19 protein-coding genes are annotated in these 20,011 nt (G+C 75.3%); 5 read left to right on the forward strand and 14 right to left on the reverse strand.

Annotated features, from left to right (window positions below; all coding sequences use genetic code 11):
• The first annotated feature begins 9 nt into the window (after positions 1-9).
• Genes JUB12_RS19500 through JUB12_RS19520 form a run of 5 tightly spaced genes read left to right on the forward strand, consistent with a single transcriptional unit; the run spans position 10 to position 5,014 of the window.
• Positions 10-1,527, forward strand: a complete 1,518-nt coding sequence (locus JUB12_RS19500; RefSeq protein WP_205697108.1) for a long-chain fatty acid--CoA ligase — start codon at positions 10-12, stop codon at positions 1,525-1,527.
• On the forward strand, positions 1,428-2,897 hold the full coding sequence (locus JUB12_RS19505; RefSeq protein ID WP_205697109.1) for an FAD-binding oxidoreductase: 1,470 nt from the start codon (positions 1,428-1,430) through the stop codon (positions 2,895-2,897). The genes JUB12_RS19500 and JUB12_RS19505 overlap by 100 nt, the downstream gene beginning before the upstream one ends.
• A gap of 10 nt (positions 2,898-2,907) precedes the next feature.
• Positions 2,908-3,534, forward strand: coding sequence for a ribose 5-phosphate isomerase A (rpiA, locus tag JUB12_RS19510; RefSeq protein WP_205697110.1), 627 nt, complete (start codon positions 2,908-2,910; stop codon positions 3,532-3,534).
• Complete coding sequence (locus tag JUB12_RS19515) at positions 3,531-4,214, forward strand: ATP-binding cassette domain-containing protein (protein ID WP_205697111.1); 684 nt, start codon at positions 3,531-3,533, stop codon at positions 4,212-4,214. The genes rpiA and JUB12_RS19515 overlap by 4 nt, the downstream gene beginning before the upstream one ends.
• On the forward strand, positions 4,211-5,014 hold the full coding sequence (locus JUB12_RS19520; protein ID WP_205697112.1) for an ABC transporter permease: 804 nt from the start codon (positions 4,211-4,213) through the stop codon (positions 5,012-5,014). Before JUB12_RS19515 ends, JUB12_RS19520 begins: the two co-directional genes overlap by 4 nt.
• Here the strand turns inward: JUB12_RS19520 and JUB12_RS19525 are convergent.
• From JUB12_RS19525 to JUB12_RS19590, 14 genes are read right to left on the reverse strand one after another with little or no spacing between them, the layout of a single operon-like run.
• The gene (locus tag JUB12_RS19525; protein WP_205697113.1) at positions 5,001-6,908 is read right to left on the reverse strand and encodes an asparagine synthase-related protein; all 1,908 of its coding nucleotides are present in this window, start codon (positions 6,906-6,908) and stop codon (positions 5,001-5,003) included. The two genes, JUB12_RS19520 and JUB12_RS19525, sit on opposite strands and share 14 nt — an antisense overlap.
• The gene (locus JUB12_RS19530) at positions 6,902-7,846 is read right to left on the reverse strand and encodes a hypothetical protein (RefSeq protein ID WP_205697114.1); all 945 of its coding nucleotides are present in this window, start codon (positions 7,844-7,846) and stop codon (positions 6,902-6,904) included. The genes JUB12_RS19525 and JUB12_RS19530 overlap by 7 nt, the downstream gene beginning before the upstream one ends.
• Positions 7,836-8,156, reverse strand: coding sequence for an HPr-rel-A system PqqD family peptide chaperone (locus JUB12_RS19535; protein WP_205697115.1), 321 nt, complete (start codon positions 8,154-8,156; stop codon positions 7,836-7,838). Before JUB12_RS19535 ends, JUB12_RS19530 begins: the two co-directional genes overlap by 11 nt.
• A gap of 26 nt (positions 8,157-8,182) precedes the next feature.
• Positions 8,183-9,118 carry a hypothetical protein gene (locus JUB12_RS19540; RefSeq protein WP_205697116.1) on the reverse strand — a complete coding sequence of 312 codons (936 nt, stop codon included), beginning with the start codon at positions 9,116-9,118 and terminating at the stop codon, positions 8,183-8,185.
• Positions 9,119-9,123: 5 nt separating this feature from the next.
• A complete protein-coding gene (locus JUB12_RS19545; RefSeq protein WP_205697117.1) occupies positions 9,124-10,500 on the reverse strand; it encodes an NAD(P)/FAD-dependent oxidoreductase in 1,377 nt (458 codons plus the stop codon).
• 20 nt (positions 10,501-10,520) lie between these two features.
• Positions 10,521-11,699 carry a CdaR family transcriptional regulator gene (locus JUB12_RS19550; RefSeq protein ID WP_205697118.1) on the reverse strand — a complete coding sequence of 393 codons (1,179 nt, stop codon included), beginning with the start codon at positions 11,697-11,699 and terminating at the stop codon, positions 10,521-10,523.
• Between the two features lie 10 nt (positions 11,700-11,709).
• Positions 11,710-12,135, reverse strand: coding sequence for an SCP2 sterol-binding domain-containing protein (locus JUB12_RS19555; protein WP_205697119.1), 426 nt, complete (start codon positions 12,133-12,135; stop codon positions 11,710-11,712).
• Positions 12,132-12,890, reverse strand: coding sequence for an SDR family NAD(P)-dependent oxidoreductase (locus tag JUB12_RS19560; protein WP_205697120.1), 759 nt, complete (start codon positions 12,888-12,890; stop codon positions 12,132-12,134). Before JUB12_RS19560 ends, JUB12_RS19555 begins: the two co-directional genes overlap by 4 nt.
• A 24-nt stretch (positions 12,891-12,914) precedes the next feature.
• Positions 12,915-14,084 (reverse strand): beta-ketoacyl synthase N-terminal-like domain-containing protein, encoded by a 1,170-nt coding sequence (locus JUB12_RS19565; RefSeq protein ID WP_205697121.1) that lies wholly within the window; start codon positions 14,082-14,084, stop codon positions 12,915-12,917.
• The gene (locus JUB12_RS19570; protein WP_205697122.1) at positions 14,081-14,440 is read right to left on the reverse strand and encodes a Zn-ribbon domain-containing OB-fold protein; all 360 of its coding nucleotides are present in this window, start codon (positions 14,438-14,440) and stop codon (positions 14,081-14,083) included. Before JUB12_RS19570 ends, JUB12_RS19565 begins: the two co-directional genes overlap by 4 nt.
• Positions 14,437-15,198 carry a hypothetical protein gene (locus JUB12_RS19575; protein WP_205697123.1) on the reverse strand — a complete coding sequence of 254 codons (762 nt, stop codon included), beginning with the start codon at positions 15,196-15,198 and terminating at the stop codon, positions 14,437-14,439. Before JUB12_RS19575 ends, JUB12_RS19570 begins: the two co-directional genes overlap by 4 nt.
• A gap of 6 nt (positions 15,199-15,204) precedes the next feature.
• Positions 15,205-17,418, reverse strand: coding sequence for a hydantoinase B/oxoprolinase family protein (locus JUB12_RS19580; RefSeq protein ID WP_205697124.1), 2,214 nt, complete (start codon positions 17,416-17,418; stop codon positions 15,205-15,207).
• Between the two features lie 11 nt (positions 17,419-17,429).
• Positions 17,430-19,637, reverse strand: a complete 2,208-nt coding sequence (locus JUB12_RS19585) for a hydantoinase/oxoprolinase family protein (protein ID WP_205697125.1) — start codon at positions 19,635-19,637, stop codon at positions 17,430-17,432.
• The gene (locus JUB12_RS19590; protein ID WP_205697126.1) at positions 19,634-20,011 is read right to left on the reverse strand and encodes an acetone carboxylase subunit gamma; all 378 of its coding nucleotides are present in this window, start codon (positions 20,009-20,011) and stop codon (positions 19,634-19,636) included. The genes JUB12_RS19585 and JUB12_RS19590 overlap by 4 nt, the downstream gene beginning before the upstream one ends.

Genomic DNA, 20,011 nt, shown 5'->3' on the forward strand with positions numbered 1-20,011 from the left:
AACCCCTCCGTGCCCAACCTCGCCCAGAACCTCGTCGACAGCGCGCAGCGCGACGCCGACGCGATCGCGCTGAAGCTCGACGACCTCGCGATCCCCTACGGCGTCCTCGACCAGCTCACCCAGCGCTGCGCCGCGCTGCTGAAGTCCAAGGGGGTCGGGCCGGGTGACCGCGTCGGGATCATGCTCCCGAACGTCCCGCACTTCGCCGTCGCCTACTACGGCACGCTGCGCCTCGGCGGCACCGTCGTGCCGATGAACGTCCTGCTCAAGGGCCGCGAGGTGGCCTACTACCTGCGCGACTCGGGCGCCAAGGTCCTCCTGGCGTGGGAGGGCTTCGCCGAGGACGCCCAGAAGGGCGCCGAGGAGGCGGGCGCGGAGTGCATCATCGTCGAGGCGCAGGGCTTCCTCGGGATCCTGGGCGAGCACGAGCCCGACACGGAGGTCGCCGACCGCGGGACCGACGACACCGCGGTGATCCTCTACACGTCGGGCACCACCGGCGAGCCCAAGGGCGCGGAGCTCACCCACCAGAACCTCATGCGCAACGTCGAGGTCTGCCTCGGGCTGTTCGGCCCGACCGGCGACGACGTGATCCTCGGCGCGCTGCCGCTCTTCCACTCCTTCGGCCAGACCTGCGGCCTGAACACCGCGATGAAGTCCGGCGCGACGCTGACGCTCATCCCGCGCTTCGACCCGGGCAAGGCGCTCGAGATCCTCGAGCGCGACGCGGTGACGATCTTCGAGGGCGTGCCGACGATGTACGGCGCGATGCTCAACCACCCCGACGCCGACGAGCGCGACGTGTCGAAGCTGCGCCTCTGCGCGTCGGGCGGCGCGTCGCTGCCGGTCGAGCTGCTCAAGGGCTTCGACGAGAAGTTCGGCTGCAAGGTCCTCGAGGGCTACGGCCTGAGCGAGACCTCGCCGGTCGCCTCCTTCAACCACCCCGACAAGGAGCGCAAGCCGGGCTCGATCGGCACGCCGGTCGAGGGCGTGGAGATGAAGGTCGTCGACGACGGCGGCGCGGACCTCCCGACGGGCGAGGTCGGCGAGATCGTCATCAAGGGCCACAACGTCATGAAGGGCTACTGGAACCGGCCCGAGGCGACGGAGGAGTCCATCGACGCCGACGGCTGGTTCAAGACGGGCGACATGGCCAAGGTCGACGAGGACGGCTACTTCTTCATCGTCGACCGCAAGAAGGACCTGATCATCCGCGGCGGCTACAACGTCTACCCGCGCGAGATCGAGGAGGTCCTCTACGAGCACCCGGCGGTGCGCGAGGCCGCGGTCGTCGGCGTCCCGCACCCGGACCTCGGCGAGGAGGTCGGCGCGGCCGTCGCGCTCAAGGAGGGCCAGGAGGCCGAGCCCGAGGCCATCCAGGGCTTCGTCAAGGAGCGCGTGGCGGCCTACAAGTACCCGCGGCTGGTGTGGTTCGTGGACGAGCTGCCCAAGGGCCCGACCGGCAAGATCCTCAAGCGCGAGATCGAGGTGCCGGCCGACGAGAAGGCGAAGGGCGCCGCGGGCTGAGCGGCGCGCTCGTCGCCGAGCTGGGCCGCCTCGTCGGCGCCGCGCACGTCGCGGCGCCGGCGGGCAGCGACCCGGAGCTGCGCGACGCGACGGAGACCCAGGCGCTCGTCGGCCACGCGGCCGCGGTCGTCCGTCCCGGCGACGCCGAGGAGGTCCGGGAGGTCGTCGCCTGGTGCTACGACCACGACGTCGCGCTGACGCCGCGCGGCGGCGGGACCGGGTTCGCCGGCGGCGCGGTGCCCCAGGGCGGCGTCGTCCTGGCGCTCGACCGCCTCGACCGCGTCCGCGACCTCGACCCCGGGCGCTGGCGCGCGCACGTCGAGGCGGGCGTGACGACGGCGACGCTGCGCCGCCGGGCGCGCGAGTCGGGCCTGGACTTCCCGCCCGACCCGGGCGCCGCCGAGCAGTCCCAGCTCGGCGGGATGGTCGCGACGAACGCGGGCGGGCCGCACACCTTCGGCCACGGGCCGGTGTCGCGCTGGGTCACCGGCCTGGAGGTCGTCCTGGCGCCCGGCGAGCTCGTCACCGTCGGGGGGCCGGTGCGGCGCGACGTCGCGCCCTACGACCTGCGCTCGCTGCTGTGCGGCTCGGAGGGGACGCTCGGCGTGGTGACCGCGGCGTGGCTGCGCCTCGTGCCGGCGCCCGACGCGGAGCTGCCCGTGCTCGCCCGCTTCGCCGACGCGCGCGCGGGGTGCGAGGCGGTGCTCGCCGTGTTCGCGGCGGGGCTGCAGCCGGCGGTGCTCGACTTCGTCGACGGGCGGACGCTGCAGGCGGCGGGGGAGGGCGACGGCGAGGGCTTCGCGCTGCTGGCCGAGGCGGCGGGCGGCCGCGACGAGGCGGCCGCGCTGCGGGCCGGGCTCGTCGAGGTCCTGCGCGAGGCGGGCGCGGTCGACGTCGTGGCGCCCGAGGGCCGGTCGGAGGTCGAGGAGCTGTGGCGCTGGCGCTCCGGGCTGACGTACGCGGTCATCGCGGCGCGCGGCGGCAAGGTCAGCGAGGACCTCGCGGTGCCGGTCGAGCGGCTGGACGAGGCGCTGGCGGGCGCGCGCGCGGTGGCCGACCGCCACGGGCTCGAGTCCTGCGCCTGGGGCCACGCGGGCGACGGCATCGTCCACGCGACGTTCCTCGTCGACCCCGCGGACGCGGCGAAGCTCGAGCGCGCCGCCGCCGCCGCGCACGACGTCGTCGTCCTCGGGTACGCGCTCGGCGGGACGGGCTCGGGCGAGCACGGCGTGGGGCTGGTCAAGCGCGACGCGGTCGCGTCGCGCACGCCGGACGCGCTCCTGACCGCCCAGCGGGCGATCAAGGACGCGCTGGACCCGAAGGGGCTGCTGAACCCGGGCAAGAAGCTGCCCGTCGCCGGGCGCCCGTAGGCTGCCGCCCATGATCGACGTGGGGGCCGCGAAGCGCGCGGCGGCCGAGCAGGCGGCCGAGCTCGTCCAGGACGGCCAGCGCGTGGGCCTCGGCACGGGCTCGACGGTCGAGTTCCTCCTACCGGCGCTCGCCGCGCGGGGGTTGACCACCATCCGCTGCGTGGCCACGTCGCCCCAGACCGAGCGCCAGGCCCGCGAGCTCGGCCTGCACGTCGAGCCCTTCGACGCGCTCGACCGGCTCGACGTCGCCATCGACGGCGCCGACCAGGTCGCGCCCGACGGCTGGCTCGTGAAGGGCGGCGGCGGCGCGCACCTGCGCGAGAAGGTCGTCGCCCAGGCCGCGGCGCACTTCGTCGTCATCGTCGACGAGTCCAAGGTCGTCGACGCGCTCACCCCGCCCGTGCCGCTCGAGCTGCGGCCCTACGGCCTGCAGGCGACGCTCCACCTCGTCGGCGAGCTCGGCAAGGTCGTGCTGCGCGACGCGCCGACCTCGCCCGACGGCGGGCTCATCGCCGACCTCCACGCCGACGTCGCCGACCCGGCGGCGCTGGCCGCGCGGCTCGACGAGCTGGCCGGCGTCAGCGCGCACGGCCTCTTCGCGCCGGCGCCCCGGCAGGACGTCGTCGTCGGCAGGTGAGCGACGCGCTGCTCACGCTGCGCGGCGTGCACCGGGCCTGGCGCGGCAAGCCGGTCCTGGTGGGCGCGGACGCCGACGTCGTCGCGGGCGCCGTCACGTGGCTGGGCGGCGCCAACGGCGCGGGCAAGACGACGCTGCTGCGCATCGCCACGGGCCTGCTGGCGCCCGACGCGGGCGAGGTCTCGCTCGCCGGGCTGGACCCGTGGCGCGACCGCCGCGCCTTCCAGGAGCGCGTCGGCGTCGTCCCGGCGGGCAACGGCGGGCTCTACGCGCGCCTCACCGTCCGCGACAACCTGCTCTTCCAGTGCGGCCTGGCACTCGTGCCCCGGCGCGAGCGCGCGGCGGCCGTCGAGCGCGCCGTCGCGGCGACCGGGCTCGAGTCGCTCTTCCGCCAGCGCGTCGACCGCATGTCGATGGGCCAGCGCCAGCGCGTGCGCCTGGCCCAGGCGCTCCTGCACGACCCCGACGTCCTGCTCCTCGACGAGCCCTACACGAGCCTCGACGAGCCGGGCCTCGAGCGGCTGCAGACGATCATGGACGGGCTGGCGGCGCGCGGCGGCGCGGCGCTGTGGCTCGGCCCGAGCCCGCGGCTGGCGGGCCTGCGCCACGACCGGGCGCTGTGGCTCGAGGACGGCCGGGTGGCGCTGCGCGAGCCCGAGCTCGAGGACGCGGCGCGATGAGGGCCTTCTGGTACGGCGCGGCGGCGACGGTCACCCGCGACGCGAAGCTCTTCGTGAGCTACCGCCTGCGCTTCGTCTCGATCGTCCTGACGTCGATCTTCTCGCTGACGCTCTTCTACTACGTGTCGCGGCTCGTGGGCTCGCAGGCGTTCGAGTCGCCCGACGCGTACTACGCCTTCGTGGTCGTCGGCCTCGTGATCCTGACGGTGCTCAACTCGACGCTCGGCACGCCGGCGATGGCGCTGCGCCAGGAGCTCGTGGCCGGGACGTTCGAGCGCCTCTACCACTCCCCGCTCGGCGCGCTGTCGGCGTCGGTCAGCGCGCTGCTGTTCCCGTTCGTGCAGTCGATGATCACCGCCGGCGTGATGCTCGGCTTCTCGGCGATCGCCTTCGGCATGGACCTGCGCTGGGAGACCATCGCGCTCGCCGTGCCGCTCGGCGCGCTCGGGGCGCTCGCCTTCCTGCCCTTCGGCATCGTCCTGCTCGCCGCGGTCCTGCTGTTCAAGCAGGCGGCCGCGGGGACGACGTGGGTCGTCGCGCTGATCTCGCTGGTCAGCGGCCTCTACGTCCCGCTGCGCTACCTGCCGGAGTGGATGCAGACGCTCTCGGACCTGCAGCCGTTCACGCCGGCCGTCGACCTGCTGCGCAACGTCATCGTGGGCACCGCGCTGCGCCACAGCGTCTGGGAGGACCTCGGCAAGCTCGCGGGCTTCGCGATCCTGGCCCTGCCGCTGTCGCTGTGGCTCCTGCGCGCCGCGATCGGCCGGGCGCGCAAGACGGGCACGATCACCGAGTACTGAGCGTCGGTCCGAGGCGGACGTCGGGCGTGCCCATGCCGGCGCGCTCGAGCGTGCGCCGCGGCTCGTCGCGGTCCTCGAGGTGGCGCAGGAGGCACTCGGCGCCCAGCAGCCGCCAGACCTGCAGCGCCCAGCGCTGGCGCTCGCGGCCGGGCGTGGGCGCGGCGGCCGGGAGGTCGCGCAGCGCGGCCGGGTCGACGTGCGCGGCCAGCCGGGCGTGCCGGGGGTCCAGGAGCGCGCGGGCCAGCGGGAGGTCCGGCCCCGCGAGCGCCTCGTGGAACACCGCGTCGAACGTGCTCTTGGCGGGACGCAGGCGGACCTGGTCGGGGATCGTCCCGGCGACCGCCGCGCGCAGGAGGGGCCGGCTGCGGTGCGGGTCGTGGGCCAGCTCGGGCGCGAGGCCCAGCACGAGCTCGATCGCGTCGACGTCGACGAGCGGGTGGCGGGGCAGGATCCCCGCGAGCGCCGCGCGCCGGCGCTGGTGGTCGTAGCCGATGGACGGCGCGATGCGGGTCACGGCGTCGGCGAGGAACGCCCACCAGCGCGGGCCGTCCAGGCGCTTCCACGCGCCGCCGGGGGCGCTGGCGTCGAAGGCGTCGGCGAGCTGCGGCCCGAGGTACGCGACGGGGCGCGCGCCACCGGGGCGGACACGGCGCGACAGGGCGTGCGTCCAGGCGGGCGCCGCGCCGGCGAGGCCGGGGTCCACCAGCCAGCTCAGCCGCGTGCGGCGCGGGACGCCGCGGTGCGCGCCGGGCACGCCGTCGACGACGCGCGCCGCCCGGAGCAGGCGGCCGCGGCGCAGGTGGTCGCTCACGAGGAACGGGGACAGGCCGTAGAGCTCGTCGCCGCCCTCGCCGTCGAGCAGGACGGTGGTGCCGTCGGCCACCGCGCGGGCCAGCAGCGGGTCCCAGAAGAAGAGGTTGGGCGAGACGGGCGGGGTCGCGAAGCGCTCGAGGTAGGGCAGGACGCCGGGCAGCAGCCGCGGCGCGTGGACCGCGGCGGCGATGCCGTCCAGGCGCAGCTCCTGGCAGAGCGCCCGGATGAGCGGGGTCTCGTCGACCGAGGGGTGCAGCGGGAAGAGCGCGGAGTACGCGCGCCGCGGCGCGTCGCCGGCGGGGACGTCGGCGCGCGCGACGCCCGCGACCGCGCTCGAGTCCAGCCCGCCGCTGAGGAGCACCGCCGTCCGCTCGGCGCCGGCGCTGCGACGCGCCACGGCGGTGGCGAGGGTCTGGCGCAGGCGGGCGGCGGCCGCCTCGGGCGGCGGGCGCTCCGGGCGGGCGTAGCGTGGGGCCCAGTGGCGCCGCGGCGCGCGACGGCCGTCGGCGTCGAGGTCGAGGACCGACGCCGCGGGAAGGCGGTGGACGCCGTCGAGCAGCGTGCGGTCGGGCGGCGGGGCCGAGAGGCCGACCCAGTGCGCGAGCCCCTGGAGGTCCGGGCCGGGCGTCGCGGGCAGCAGGCGCAGGAGGAGGTGCGCCTCGGAGGCGAAGCGCAGCAGCGCGCCGTCGTCGTGGTGGACGAGCCCGCGCAGGCCGAGGTGGTCGCGCGCCAGCGCGCCCCGCCGGCCGTCCCACAGCACGAGCGCCCAGTCGCCGCGCAGGGCGGCGAGCGCCGCGTCGCCGCCGGCGCGCCAGCGGTCCAGCACCGCGCGCTCCGCGCCGGGCGACGGGGTGGCCGCTCCGGCCGCGACGGGTGCGTCGAGGACGCCCTCGAGCAGGCAGAGCGCCTCGCCGTCGCGGGCGGGCGGCGCGCCGCTGCACGCCACGGTGAGCGGGCCGGCACGGACGAGGTGGACGTCGTCGTGGCCCTCGGCGGCGACCGCCGCCCGCAGCGCGTCGGCCAGGCCCGGGCCGCCCGCGCCGGCGCGTCGCTCGAACGCCCCGGCGAAGGCCCTCAGCACGTGGCCTCCTCCACCGCCGCGGCGAGGTCCTGGGGGGCGACGTCGGGCGCCGCGTCGAGCTGGAGCACCGGGACCGTGGCGGCGAGCGCGGCGCAGAGGTCGAGCTGGCGGACGAGGCGCTCGCGCTCCTGCCAGGCCGCGTTGAACGTCGCGCCCAGCAGCTGCGCGGCGGCGGGCCGGACGCGGGCGACCGCGAGCCCGGAGAGCGTGGGGTGGCGGCGCAGCAGCACCAGCGCGCGCAGCGGCAGGGTGCGCTCCTCGCGCGCGACGGCGCGCCACGGCGCCCCGGGGGCGATCGGGTCCCCGAGCGCGACCGGCGCGTCCGGCCGCAGCGAGAGGAGTCCTGGTCCGGGGTGGACGACGACGTCGCCGTCGCACAGCTCGGCGGCGACCACGTCGTCGGCGACGAGCGGCGCGCCGCGCGCCACGAGGGCCCCGAGCAGCGTGCTCTTGCCGCCGTGCGAGGGCGCCGCGACGGCCACGGCTCCGCCGCCGAGCGCGACCGCGCCCGCGTGCAGGACCTCGAGGCCGTGGAGGAGGGCCGCGAAGGGCAGGAGCTGCGCGACGACGTAGCGCTGCCACTGCCATGCCGGACCGCGGGCGGGCAGGCCGCAGTCGGCGCGGCGGGCGCCGGCGTGCAGGCGGTAGGCGCCGTGGCCGTCCATGCGCAGGTGCAGCGTCCCGGTCCCGTCGACCTGCACGAGCGCCGCGGTCCGCCCGGAGGGGGCGCGGCGGCGCGAGACGTCGCGGGCGTCGCCGGGCCAGTCGGCGAGGACGGCGGCGCGGGTGGACGCCGCGAGGTGCAGCGTGCGGTCGGTCGCCATGCCGGCGCCGGCGCCGGCCGCCACGCCCGGCAGCGCGAGGTCGCCCGTCAGCCGCAGACCGAACGCGTGGTGCGTCCCGTGGTCGAGCCCTGCCGCGCCCGCGTCAGCGCTCATCGACGACGACGAGCCCGCGCTCGCGCAGCTGCCCGAGCAGCTGTGCGAGGTCGTGCTCGACGCGCTCGACCGGCACGTCGAACTCGGCGGCCACGCGGCGGGCGCTGTCCTCCGCGTCGCCGGTCGCCTCCAGGGCCTCGAGCATCCGCCCGGCCACCTGGTTGAGGCCGTGGTACTGGCCGGTCTCGAGGTTCAGCAGCACCGTCTCCTCGTCGAAGGAGCGGTGCACCACGTGGTCGGGGATGCGCACGCGCCCGTTCGGCAGCTCGTCCCGCTCCTCGTCCCTGGACCCCACAGCGCTGCGCAGCATCGCAGACCGCGCAGCCGCGCGCGCCTTCAGGGACGGCCGGTCCGGGCCGCCGCGAGGACCCGTTCGGCGAGCGTGCCAGGCGGCGCGTCCGGCGGTGCCTCGAGCACGACGAGCGGCACCTGCGCGGCGAGGTCGGCGGCGAGCTCGAACTGCGCCCGGCGGCGCTCCGGCTCGGGGCCGGAGGGCAGGAAGTGGGACAGGGCGGTCCGGGCGGAGGGCGGTTGCCGTGCGGCGCGCAGGGTGCGGTCCGGACCGCGTTCGAGGCGGACGAGGAGCCCGAGCGCCACCGGCGCGGGGGCGACGGCGCGCGCATGGACCCACAGCTCGCCGTCGAGCTCGGCCAGGACCTCCCCGAGCTCGGGAGGTCCGGCGGCGCCGGCGGGGCGCTCGCGCGCGACGTTGAGGACGGGCGGGGCGGGCGCGACCGCGAACGCCCCGCCGTCGCGGCGCAGGACGCTCACGTCGTCGGCCACGAGGCGCGCGCCGCGGGCCAGCAGGGCGCCCAGGAGCGTCGTCTTGCCGCCGCCCTGCCCGGCCGCGACGGCGATGCCGGCGCCGCCGACCTCGACCGTCCCGGCGTGCAGCGCCTCCGCGCCGTGGAGCAGCGCGACGGGGACGAGCACGGAGTCCAGGAGGAAGCGCCGCCAGCGGGCGTCGGGCTCGCCGTGGGCGAGGACCGTCGCCCCGTGCGCGTCGGCCCGGAAGACCCCGCCCCGCTCCCAGTCCAGGAGGAGGTCGCCGGCCGCGCCGCGCTCGACGTGGACCGCCGCGCCGTCGACCCGCCGGGTGGCGCGGCGGGGCGGGTCGGCCGGCCCGCTGAACGCGGCGAGGACCTCGGCGCGTCCCGCGCGCCGGACGGCCACGTCGGCCGGCGCGCCGGCCGGTGCGGCGACGGCCCCCGGCAGGCCGAGGCCGTCGACGGCCACGCGCAGCCCGTAGGCCGCGAGGCGCTCGCCGGCCACGGGGCTCAGCCGGCCTCGAGCGCCTCGACCAGGTTGAGCCAGAGCTCGTTGCGCGTCGGGAACGCCGGCGTGGCGTGCCACAGCTCCTCGACGGTGAGGCCCGACGTGACCGCGATCGTCGCGGCGTGCAGCAGCTCCTGGACCTCGGCGCCGGTGAACGTCGCGCCCACGACCACGTCGCTGCCGCGCTCGACCACGAGGCGGGAGGTCCCGGGGGCGTCCTTGCCGACGAACGAGCCGCCGGCGTTGGCGCCCGTCCCCACGTCGGCATGGCGGACGTCGAGGCCGGCGGCCTTGGCGGACTCGAGCGTGTGGCCGACCGCGGCGACCTGCGGCTCGGTGAAGACGACGCGCGGCGGCGGCGCGTCGCTCGTGACCGGTCGCAGGCGCACGTCGCGGCCGCGGATGACGTCGGCGGCCACGCGCGCCTGGTACTTGCCCATGTGGGTCAGCAGCTGGCGGCCGTTGACGTCGCCGATCGCGTAGAGCCAGTCGTGGCCGGCCACGCGCAGCTGGTCGTCGGTGCGCAGGTAGCCGCCCGGCTCGAGGCCGAGCGCCTCGAGCCCCAGGTCGTCGGTGCGCGGCGTGCGCCCCGTCGCCACGAGCACCTCGTCGACGTCGAGCGTGCCGTGGTGGCCCTCGAGCTCCAGGTGGACGGTGCCGTCGGCGCGGCGCTCCACCCGCGTCGCGCTCGTCTCGAAGTCCAGGTGCACGCCGGCGTCGCGCAGGCCGTCGGCGACCTGCTGGCAGACGAAGGGCTCCTCGCGCTCGAGCAGCCGGTCCTCGCGCACGAGCATGTGGACCTGGGAGCCGAACGCCGCGTAGGCCTGGGCCATCTCGACCGCCACGACGCCGCCGCCGATGATCGCCAGGCGCGCCGGCACCTGCTTGGCGGTCGTCGCCTCGCGGTTGGTCCACGGCCGCGCCTCGCGCAGCCCCTCGACCGGCGGGATCGCCGCGAGCGACCCGGTCGCCACCACGACGGCCTGGCGCGCCCGCAGCGCCTCGTCGCCGACCTGCAGCTCGCGCTCGCCGGTGAACCGGGCCGCGCCGCGCACCAGCCCGATGCCCTTGTCCTCGAGCCATGGCAGCTGCGCCGCGTCGTCGACGTCGTGGACGACCTCGTCGCGGCGGTCGAGCACCGCCTGGACGTCGAGCGCGCCCGTCACCGCCTGCGCGGCGCCCGGAACGCGCTCGACCTCGGCCAGCAGCCCGGGGGCGCGCAGCAGCGCCTTGGACGGCATGCAGGCCCAGTACGAGCACTCGCCGCCGACGAGCTCGCGCTCGACGACCACGACCTCCAGGCCGGCGTCCGCCAGCCGCCCCGCGCACACCTCCCCTGCGGGGCCGGCACCGACGACGACGACGTCCACCTCGCGCATCGGGCCATCCTGCCACGCCGTCAGCCGAGCACCCGCTGCAGGCGCAGGGCGACGGCCAGCTCCGTGCGCCGCTGCAGCAGCTGCGCGTCGAGCAGCTCCTCGACCTGGCGCAGGCGGTTGCGCACCGTGTGCTCGTGGATGCCCAGCGCCGCCGCGGCGCTGACGTGGCTGCCCGTCTCGAGCCAGGCCGCGATCGTCTCGCGCAGGCGGGCGCTGCGCTCGTCGTCGCCCGCCAGCGGCCCGAGCACGGACCGCACGAAGCCCGTGGCCCGGGCGTCCTCGTCGAGCAGCAGCGCCTCGAGCTGCACGTCGGCGAACCAGGTGGTCGTCGCCTCCAGCGCCTGGCCGATGCGCAGCGCCTGACGCGCCTGGTGCAGCGTCTCGCGCAGGCCCGCGATGCCCGCGGCCGGCTCGCTCACCCCGGCCTGGAGGCCCAGGCCGGCCAGCTCGTGGCGCAGCGCCCGCAGCCGGCGGGGGCTCGCCGCCGCCGTCCGGCCCAGCCACAGCGCCCAGCCGCCGACGCTCTCCTGGTAGAGCAGCGCACCGCTCGCGTCCAGCGCGACGCGCAGGCGCTCGAGGGCACGCTCGGCGGTGCTGCGGTCGGCCGCGGCGAGGACGACCGCGCGGTGGGTCAGCAGGCAGTCGTAGTGCAGGGTCGCGGTGACCGCGGCGGCGGGCGGCTCGTGGCTGCCGTCGAGCACCTGGCGGAGCATGAGCATCCGCTGGTGGGTGCGCTCGCGGTCCAGCTCGCGACGGTGCTCCTCGTAGCGCTCGAGCACCGTCATGAGGATCGAGTCGATGTAGTCGAAGAGCGTCCGCACCGGCTCGACGAGCAGCTCGACCAGCAGCGCGTCGTCGCCGTCGGCCACGCGGGTGGCAGCCACGACCCACTGCTCCCAGATCTCCCACTGGCCGATGCGGTAGCCGCGCTCGACGGCGCTCGTCGGCTCGCCGAGACGCGTGAGGACGTCCATGAGGGCGATCGCCCCGAGGGGCTCGGCGCTGCTGATGCGCAGGCGCCCGGCGATGACGCCGAGGACCGCCTGCACGTTGTCGTGGACGCTGTCGTCGAGCGCGGCGAGGAACTCCTCGTCCTGGGCGCGTGAGGGGAAGACCTCCCGCACGATGCGGTCGAACACGCGCTGGGACATCTCGCGGGCGTCGATGCTGTCCGCGAGCTGGCGGGCGGCGGCGCCCATGGCGCAGACCCTACTCGTGCCGCCGCGCCCAGACCGACGTGTCGAAGGTCCGCAGCACCGGCACGACCATCAGGAGCTTGCGCACCGGCCCGCGGAAGGTGACGTCGCCGTCCATGATCGCCATCTGCAGCGGCCGCTCCCCGCGGGCGCAGCTCAGCAGGACGTCAGGCGCGAGCCACAGCTCCACCTCGGCCACGCCCTCGATCCGCGCGACGGCCTCGACCGGCGTGCGGTCCAGGCGCACGGTGACGCCGGCGTCGTCGCCGACGTGGACGTGCAGGGAGGTGGCGGCGCGGCGGACCCGCGCCCCCAGCTCCTCGTCGCGGGCGGCCTGCAGCACGAACTCCGCCAGCGTCTCGGCCACCCGCCTGGCCTCGGCGGGATCGGCCTCGCGGCCCTCCGGCACGGCGGGGACGTGCTCGGCCCGGGAGCTCACAGCAGGCTGGCCGAGAGGCCGCCGTCGAGGACGTAGCTCGAGCCGGTGGTCCAGGCGGCGCGGTCCGACGCGAGGTAGGCGACGGTCTCGGCCACCTCGGCGACGGTGCCCAGGCGGCCCTGCTTGGCCGCCACCAGGTCCGGGAAGGAGGCGTCGAGCGCCGCCTCGATCGCCACGGCGGCGCGGTCCACCATCGCCGTGTCGACGAAGCCGGGGCAGACCGCGTTGACCCGCACGCCCGCGTCGCGCAGCTCGACCGCGGCCGTGCGGGTGAGCTGGAGGACGGCCGCCTTCGTGCCGCAGTAGGCCCCCAGCAGCGGGCAGCCGTTGAGGCCGGCGACCGAGGCGAGGTTGACGATCGTCCCGCGCGTCTCGGCCAACGCCGGCAGCGCGTGCTTCATCCCGAGGAAGACGCCCGTGACGTTGACCTCGTTGATCTGGCGGAACTCCTCCTCGGTCATCTCGAGCAGCGGCTTGACGATCTCGACCCCGGCGTTGTTGACCAGGACGTCGAGGCCGCCGAGCTCCCGGACGGTCGTGGCCACCGCGGCCGCCACCTGGTCGGTGTCGGTGACGTCGCAGACGGTGGCGTGCGCGGCGTCGCCCAGCGCGTCGGCGGTCGCGGCGACCTCCTTGGCGTTGACGTCGGCCAGCATGACGGTGGCGCCGCGCTGCACGAAGAGCTCGGCGACGGCACGCCCGATGCCGCGGGCGCCGCCGGTGATGAGGGCACGTCGGCCCGCGAGGTCCTGCATGGTCTCCTCCTGTGGTGGGGTCGCCTAGGCGGCGAGGACGTGGACCGCGCACGACGCGGCGGCCCCGTGGACGAAGGCGCCGAGCGTGTGCGTGAGGGCGATGCGGGCGCCGTCGACCTGGCGCGCGCCGGCGTCACCGCGCAGCTGCAGCACGGCCTCGCCGACCTGGGCGCAGCCCGTCGCGCCGATCGGGTGGCCGCGGGCACCGAGCCCGCCCGACGGGTTGACCGCCACGGTGCCGCCGATCGCCGTCGCGCCGGACTCCACGAACGGGCCGCCCTCGCCCTCGCCGCAGAACCCGAGGTCCTCCGTGTGCAGCACCTCGGCGATCGAGAAGCAGTCGTGGACCTCGGCGAGGTCGACGTCGTCGGCGCTGATGCCCGCCTGCGCGTAGGCCTGGCGCGCCGCCTCGCGCGTCAGGGCGAAGCCGGTCATCTCGCCGAACGGCTCGAAGGCGCTGGAGGTCTGCGCGGAGGCGACGATCCGCGGGTCGCCCGGGCGGGCGAGGTGCTCGGCCACGACGAGCACCGCGGCGGCGCCGTCGGAGATCGCGCAGCAGTCCAGGAGCCCGAGCGGTGTCGCCACCCGCCGCGCGGCGAGGACGTCCTCGACCGTCACCGGCTCGTCGAACTGCGCGACGGGGTTGCGCGCGCCGTTGGCCCGGTTCTTCACCGTGACCGCCGCGAGCTGCGCCGGCGTCGTGCCGTGCACGTCCATGTGGCGGCGGGCGATCATCCCGAAGACCCCGGGGAACGTGACCCCGAAGCGGGCTTCGGCCTCCAGGTCGCTGGCACCGGCGAGGACGCCGATGGTGTTCTTCGTGGGTGCGCGGGTCATGTGCTCGGCGCCGAAGGCCAGCGCGACGTCCGCCTCGCCCGAAGCGACCGCCAGGTAGGCCGAGCGCACGGCCACCGACCCGCTCGCGCACGCCGCCTCGACGCGCGTGACGGGCAGCCCGCCGAGACCGAACGGGCGCAGCGCCAGCTGGCCCAGCGCGCACATCTGCCCGCCGAGCTGGCCGCCGGTGACGTTGCCGAGCCACGCGGCGTCGACGGCCGCCGGGTCGAGGTCGGCGTCGCGCAGGGCGAGGTGGACGGCCTCCTCGGCCAGGGAGCGGTCGGTCTCGCCGGGCTGGCGGCCGAACGCGGTCATCCCGACACCGCGCACGGCGACGGTGCGACGGGCGGCGCTCACGCCAGGACCTCCATGTGGAAGGGGACGGGGTCGCCGGCCGGGTGCACGACGAGCGCCAGGCGCGTGCCGGCGGCGAGCGTCGTCTCGGGGTCGGCGGCGGTGGCGATCGGCGCGAGGACCCGCGGCCCGTCGTCGAGGTCCACGTAGCCCAGGGCGTAGGGGACGGGCAGCGGCGGCGTCGCCGTCGCCACGTGGATGACGGTGAACGTGAACAGCGTGCCGGTGGCCGGCAGCGGCTCCTCGCGCAGCGCGTCCCAGCTCCCGCAGGCCGTGCAGCGCCGCTGGCCGGGGTAGAAGCCCGCGCCGCAGCTCTGGCAGCGCACCCACGTGCCGTGGGCGACGGCGACCGCGCTCATGCCACACCCGCCGTGGCGCGGACGAGCTCCTGCACGCGCTCGGGCGATGCCGACGCGTCGATGCGGGGGGAGAAGGCGGGCTGGCCGTGGTCGGCCGGCCAGGGCGCGCCCCATGCCGGCGCCGCGGCGCCGTGGACCACGGCGCTGACCCCCGGGACGTCGCGCAGGACCTCGGCGCCCGCGCCGTCGTCGAGGACCACCAGCGCCGGGCGTCGATGGTGGGCCAGGAGCTTGAGCAGGGGGGACCACAGCACGAGCGCGTCCGGCGACGGCGCGCGGTCGTCCTCCAGCACCACCTCGCCGCCAGCCTGCACGACGGCCTTGGCCGCGTCGCACACCGCCAGCGCGCACACGTCGACGAGCTCCTCGTCGACCTCGCCGCCGCCGGCCGCCGCGAGGTCCGCGGCGAGCCGGCCGGGACCGGTCAGCACGACCCCCACCGGCCCCTCGCCGGCCAGGGCGGCCACCGCGGCGAGCGTCGCGCCGAAGGCGGGCACGCGCTCGGCCTCGGGCAGCTCGAGCGCGCCCCAGTCCTCGGGGTCGGCCACCGGGGCGAGCGCGTCGGGCAGCAGGCGACCGTCGGCCGCGAGCACGGTGAGGTCGGGGCGCAGGAGGTCGCGCTCCTGCCGGGCGGCGACGATCGTGTCGCCGGAGGAGGTCCGCACGGCCTCGGGGTCCAGGCCCAGGAGCCTGGCGCCGAAGCCGCGCGGACGGGGGGCGAAGACGACGCCGCGGGGGAGGAGGTCGGCGAGGGCCACCGGACGTCAGACCATCATCACCGGCATGAGCGCATCTGCCGGCATCGTGATGTCGCGGCCGCCGGCGTGGATCGTGCGCCGGTCGCCCCAGGAGCCGTAGAACGGCAGGCCCTCGGGCGGCAGGTCGGTCGTCCACGACGCCTCGAACTCGTCGAACGGCACGGCGCGGGCCAGCCGCGCCTCGCGCTCGGCGGCCCGCAGGCGCTCGGTCTCCGCCGCGTCGTGCGTCCCTGTCTCCGGGTCGACGGCCACGTGGTAGACGTGGCGCGCCGTCCAGGCGGAGATGAGGTCGCGGCGCAGGTCGGTCACCACCGCCGCCGGGTCGCGCTCGAGCACGTCGCCGTAGCCGCCGCCACCGCCCTGGCTCATCGCGTAGAGCTCGCCCTCGGCGGCGATCTCGAACTGCATGCCGGTGTGGGCGGTCGAGTACTCGGCGCCCTCGAACGGCCGCTCGTTCATCAGCGCGACCGGGTCGTCGACGCGCAGCGAGCCGTCGGCGGCCATCGCCGCGAGGGCGTTGACGCCCTTGACCTTCATCAGCGGCTGGCAGGGCGAGCCGTAGCCGCCGAACAGCCCGAGCGCGAGCGGGAACTTCGAGCCGATGGCGATCGTCATCCAGCCCCACAGCGGCGAGTCCTTGTAGGTCATCACCTGCTGGTGGCCGTGGCCACCGCGGAACCGGCCGAAGCCCTGGTTGTCGCGCATGATCCGCCGGTTGGAGAGGCAGAGGACCGGGAGCTCGTCCTCGACCATCTCGTTCTCGCCCAGGTCGGACATCGAGCAGAAGATGGGCGCGAGCGCGTGCTCGCCGTCGCGGTCCGAGCGGGCGCCGCCGCCCATCCCGTTGATGTCGGTCATGACGTTGCCGACGAAGTAGCCGTGCTGGGTGTAGCCGCCGAAGAGGAAGCCGTTGATCATCGGCCACCACGACGCGTGGACCTCGGTGGCCTTGGCCTCGCCACCGGCGTGCTTGTCGTTGAACAGGAACTTCTGCAGGCAGTGCTCGACCGCCGAGAAGCTCGGGAAGAACGTCATCATCGAGACGGCGTTGGGGACCTCGGCCGAGCAGTCGAAGGCCGAGCCCTGGTCGGTCAGGACGGTCACCGGCTCGAACGCCGCCTGGTTGCGTGGCAGGTCGGGCCAGATGAAGGTCAGGAAGACCTGCGCGATCATCCCCTTCAACGACGCCAGGACGGTGTTGATCGCCCGGTTCATGAGCTCGGGCCCCGATCCGCGCAGGTCGATGATGAGCTCGTCGCCCTTGACCTCGACCGTGCAGTCGATCTTGAGCAGGATCGGCTCGCGCAGGGTGTTGTCGCAGAAGCGCACGACCCGGCGCTTGCCGTCGGGCAGCGCGGCGAGGCGCCGGCGGACCTCGGTGCCGGTGTACTCGAGCGTGCCGCGCACGACGGCGACGACGGCGTCGCGGCCGTACTCCTCGACGGCCTCGAGCAGGCGGGTCCGCAGGCGCATCGTGCCGGCCAGGCGCGAGCGCATGTCCTCGAGCTGGAGCTTCGGGTCGCGGACCGAGTTCTGGAAGTAGGTGACCAGGTCCTCGCGGAGCTTGAAGCCCTCCCCGATCTTGACCGGGCTGATCTTCAGGCCCTCGTCGTAGGGGCTCTCGGCCGCCGACGGCATGCCGCCCGGCTCGGTCGAGCCGTTCTCGCCCTCGTGGATGATGGTCCCCACCCAGGCGATGAGCTCGCCCTCGTGGAAGACCGGCATGAGGCAGCTCTGGTCGGTGTTGTGGACGTTGCCGAACCGCGCGTCGTTGTGCATGAACACATCGCCGTCGCGGACCCCGACCGTCTCCTCGTCCTGCCAGTGCTTGAGGATGTACTTGATCGGCGGCCCGGCCAGGACCGAGAAGATCAGGACGCCGCTGGAGGACGCGACGGCGAGGTCGCCGCGGGCGGTGAAGATGCCCGCGATGAGGTCGCCCCACTTCGCCGACGGCGCGGAGGCGATGTGCATGAGCATGTCCTTGGCCTCGTTGGCCGAGGTCTGCAGGCGGTTGCGGATGATCGTCTTGGTGAGGTCGTCCACATCGGCGGCCATCGCCGCCTCCTCCAGCGGGCTGCGCGGCGCCGGCTTGTGGTCGCGCATGATCTCCGGGTCGGGACCCCGGAAGAGGACCGTCTTGTGGAGGAACTCCTGGACCTCGGCGTCGAGGGCGGCCTCGTCCTCGGTGGCGTCGATCACGATGTCGTCAGTGGCCATGGTCGTGCCTCCTACGCCGTGCGGCGCATCTCGATGAAGTAGCTGTCGAGCTGGCGCAGCTGCCAGCCCGGGTTCACGACGAAGGTCGTGTGCGGGGCCTCGACGATCGCCGGGCCCTCGACGACGTCGTCCGGGCCGATCGCCGCGTGGTCGAAGACCTGCGTCTCGACCATCGCGCCGTCGAACCACGCCTCCCGCGTGCCCTTGGCCTCCAGGCGGGTGGCCAGCGCCGTGGCGCCCTGCGGCCGGGTCCCGTCGGCGCCCGCGGTCTCGGCGGGCGGGGCGGCCGGGGCGACGCCGCTGGCGACCGCGCCCTCGCCGCCGCCGGTGGCGAAGGTCACCTTCTCGAGCGGCACGTAGGCCACCACGCGGATCTGGTTGACCTTGATGCCGGTCTCCGGCGTCTGCGTGCCCTCGCCGAAGCGCTCGCCGTAGGAGGCGTGGTAGCGCTTGATCATCTCGAGCACCTGCCGCGCCGAGGTGAAGCGGTCGAACGGGACGACCATCGACGTGAGCTGCAGCTGGTCGCCGTAGCGCATGTCGAACTCGACGCGGAACTCGACGCTCTCGGGCGGATGGCCCTGGCGGACGATGTCCTTGCGGCCGCGCTCGCGCAGCTCGTCGATGTGCGCGTTGAGGACCTCGTAGTCCGTGAAGAGCTTCTGCGTGAGCGCCTCGTAGAGCGACAGGTAGACCGACCGCTCGTGGATGTGGAGCTGGTCCATGTTCCCCGCCCCGACCGCGGAGAAGATCGCGGAGTTGCGGGGCACCAGCACGCGCTGGACGCCGAGGTCCTCGGCGAAGCCGCACGCGTGCGTCGGCCCGTTGCCGCCGTAGGCGAGGATCGTGAAGCGCCGCGGGTCGTAGCCCTTGAGGGCGACCTCCTTGAAGATCCCCTGGGCCATGTTGTTGTCGACGATGCGCCGCACGGACGCGGCCGCCTCGACGGCGTCGATGCCCAGCGGCTTGCCCAGACGGCTGGCGAAGGCCTGCTCGGCGCGCCGGCGGTTCAGGGCCAGCTCGCCCCCGTGGTAGTAGTCGGGGTCGAGGTAGCCGAGCACGAGGTTCGCGTCGGTCACCGTGGGCTGGCGGCCGCCCATGTCGAAGCAGACCGGCCCCGGGTCCGAGCCCGCGCTGTCGGGCCCGACGGTGATGCTGTCGTGCGTGGAGTCGTAGCGGGCGATCGAGCCTCCGCCGGCGCCGAGCGCGACCATCGACACCATCGGGATCTGCACCCGCCAGCGGTCGACGATCGGGTCGAACTCGTAGAAGCGGATCCCGCCGCCGGTGACGAGGCCGATGTCGAACGACGTGCCGCCCATGTCGACGGTGATGAGCTCGTCGATGCGGAGCTCGTCGGAGACCTGCTCGGCGGCGTTGAGGCCCGCGACCGGGCCGGCGTGGATCGTCTGCAGCGCGTGGGTGCGGTTGAGCTGCGACATGCCGCCCGAGTTGTGGACGATCTGCATCGGTCGCGTGTAGCCGCGCTGGCGCAGCGCGCGCTCGAGCGAGCGCAGGCCGTGCTGCATCTCACGGTGCAGGTAGGCGTCGAGGATCGCCGACATCGACCGCGCGTACTCGCCCTTCTTGAGCGAGACGTCGTGCGAGCAGACGATCGGGAAGGCGCCGAGGTACGAGCCCGGGTACTCCTCGAGCACGACCTGCTCGACGAGGTCCTCGTGCACCGGGTTCATCACCGAGTGCAGGAGCACGACGACGAAGCCGCGCACGCCCTGCTCGACGAGGTGCTGGACCGCGGAGCGGATGTCCTCGACGTCGGCCGGGACGACGACGTTGCCGGCGTGGTCGACGCGCTCGCGGATCCCGACGATGTGCTCGGGGTCGATGAGCGGCTCCGGGCGGTCGGCTCCGGGGAGGTCGGACTTCTCGAGGTCGGTGAGGCCGTCGCCGTACTGCAGGCCGCGGCCGAGGGTGATCGTGTCCTCGTAGCCCAGCGTCGTGATGAGGCCGAGCTTCGGGCCCGAGCGCTGGATGAGCGCGTTGGTCCCGAGCGTCGTGGCGTAGCGGACGGACTCGACGCCGCCCAGGACGGTCTCGACGTCCTCGCCGAGCTCCTGCGCGCCGGCGGCGAGCGCGGCGAGGAAGCCCTCGGACAGGTTGTGGTGGGTCGTCAGCGCCTTGGCCTCGATGCGCTCGTCGTCCCAGACGAGGAAGCAGTCGGTGAAGGTGCCGCCGATGTCCACGCTGATGCGCCTCATGCCTGCGCCTCCTCGTGCTGGTCGGTGGTCGCGGCGGCGGCGCGACGGCGCCGCAGCCAGTCGAGGTCGAGCTCGATGTCGTGGGTGATGGGGTGGCCCGGCGGGAGGTACTCGACCTCGACCATCACCGCGCAGCCGGGGCAGTACCACTCGAGCATCTGGCACCACGCGGCGTCCGGGGCGAACGTGTACTCGTAGGCCTCCGGATCGACGAGGGGGCGGTGGACCTCGGCGGGGTCGCGCCGGTGGACGACCAGGCCGCGCTTGTAGTTCTCGTGGGCGGAGCCGTGCTCGCGCCCGCAGCGCGAGCAGCGCCAGGTCTCGGTGTCGAGGTCGACGTCGAGGGTCTCGGTGATGCGTTCGATCGTGGCCAT

It is taken from the genome of Conexibacter sp. SYSU D00693 (assembly GCF_017084525.1).
In the GTDB taxonomy this organism is placed as follows: Bacteria; Actinomycetota; Thermoleophilia; order Solirubrobacterales; family Solirubrobacteraceae; genus Baekduia.

Coding starts and splice junctions, on each gene's coding strand:
- JUB12_RS19585 (WP_205697125.1), bottom strand. CDS start 19,637: ATGAGGCGCATCAGCGTGGACATCGGCGGCACCTTCACCGACTGCTTC.
- JUB12_RS19580 (WP_205697124.1), bottom strand. CDS start 17,418: ATGGCCACTGACGACATCGTGATCGACGCCACCGAGGACGAGGCCGCC.
- JUB12_RS19545 (WP_205697117.1), bottom strand. CDS start 10,500: ATGCGCGAGGTGGACGTCGTCGTCGTCGGTGCCGGCCCCGCAGGGGAG.
- JUB12_RS19535 (WP_205697115.1), bottom strand. CDS start 8,156: ATGCTGCGCAGCGCTGTGGGGTCCAGGGACGAGGAGCGGGACGAGCTG.
- JUB12_RS19520 (WP_205697112.1), top strand. CDS start 4,211: ATGAGGGCCTTCTGGTACGGCGCGGCGGCGACGGTCACCCGCGACGCG.
- JUB12_RS19560 (WP_205697120.1), bottom strand. CDS start 12,890: ATGCAGGACCTCGCGGGCCGACGTGCCCTCATCACCGGCGGCGCCCGC.
- JUB12_RS19590 (WP_205697126.1), bottom strand. CDS start 20,011: ATGGCCACGATCGAACGCATCACCGAGACCCTCGACGTCGACCTCGAC.
- rpiA (WP_205697110.1), top strand. CDS start 2,908: ATGATCGACGTGGGGGCCGCGAAGCGCGCGGCGGCCGAGCAGGCGGCC.
- JUB12_RS19530 (WP_205697114.1), bottom strand. CDS start 7,846: ATGAGCGCTGACGCGGGCGCGGCAGGGCTCGACCACGGGACGCACCAC.
- JUB12_RS19550 (WP_205697118.1), bottom strand. CDS start 11,699: ATGGGCGCCGCCGCCCGCCAGCTCGCGGACAGCATCGACGCCCGCGAG.
- JUB12_RS19570 (WP_205697122.1), bottom strand. CDS start 14,440: ATGAGCGCGGTCGCCGTCGCCCACGGCACGTGGGTGCGCTGCCAGAGC.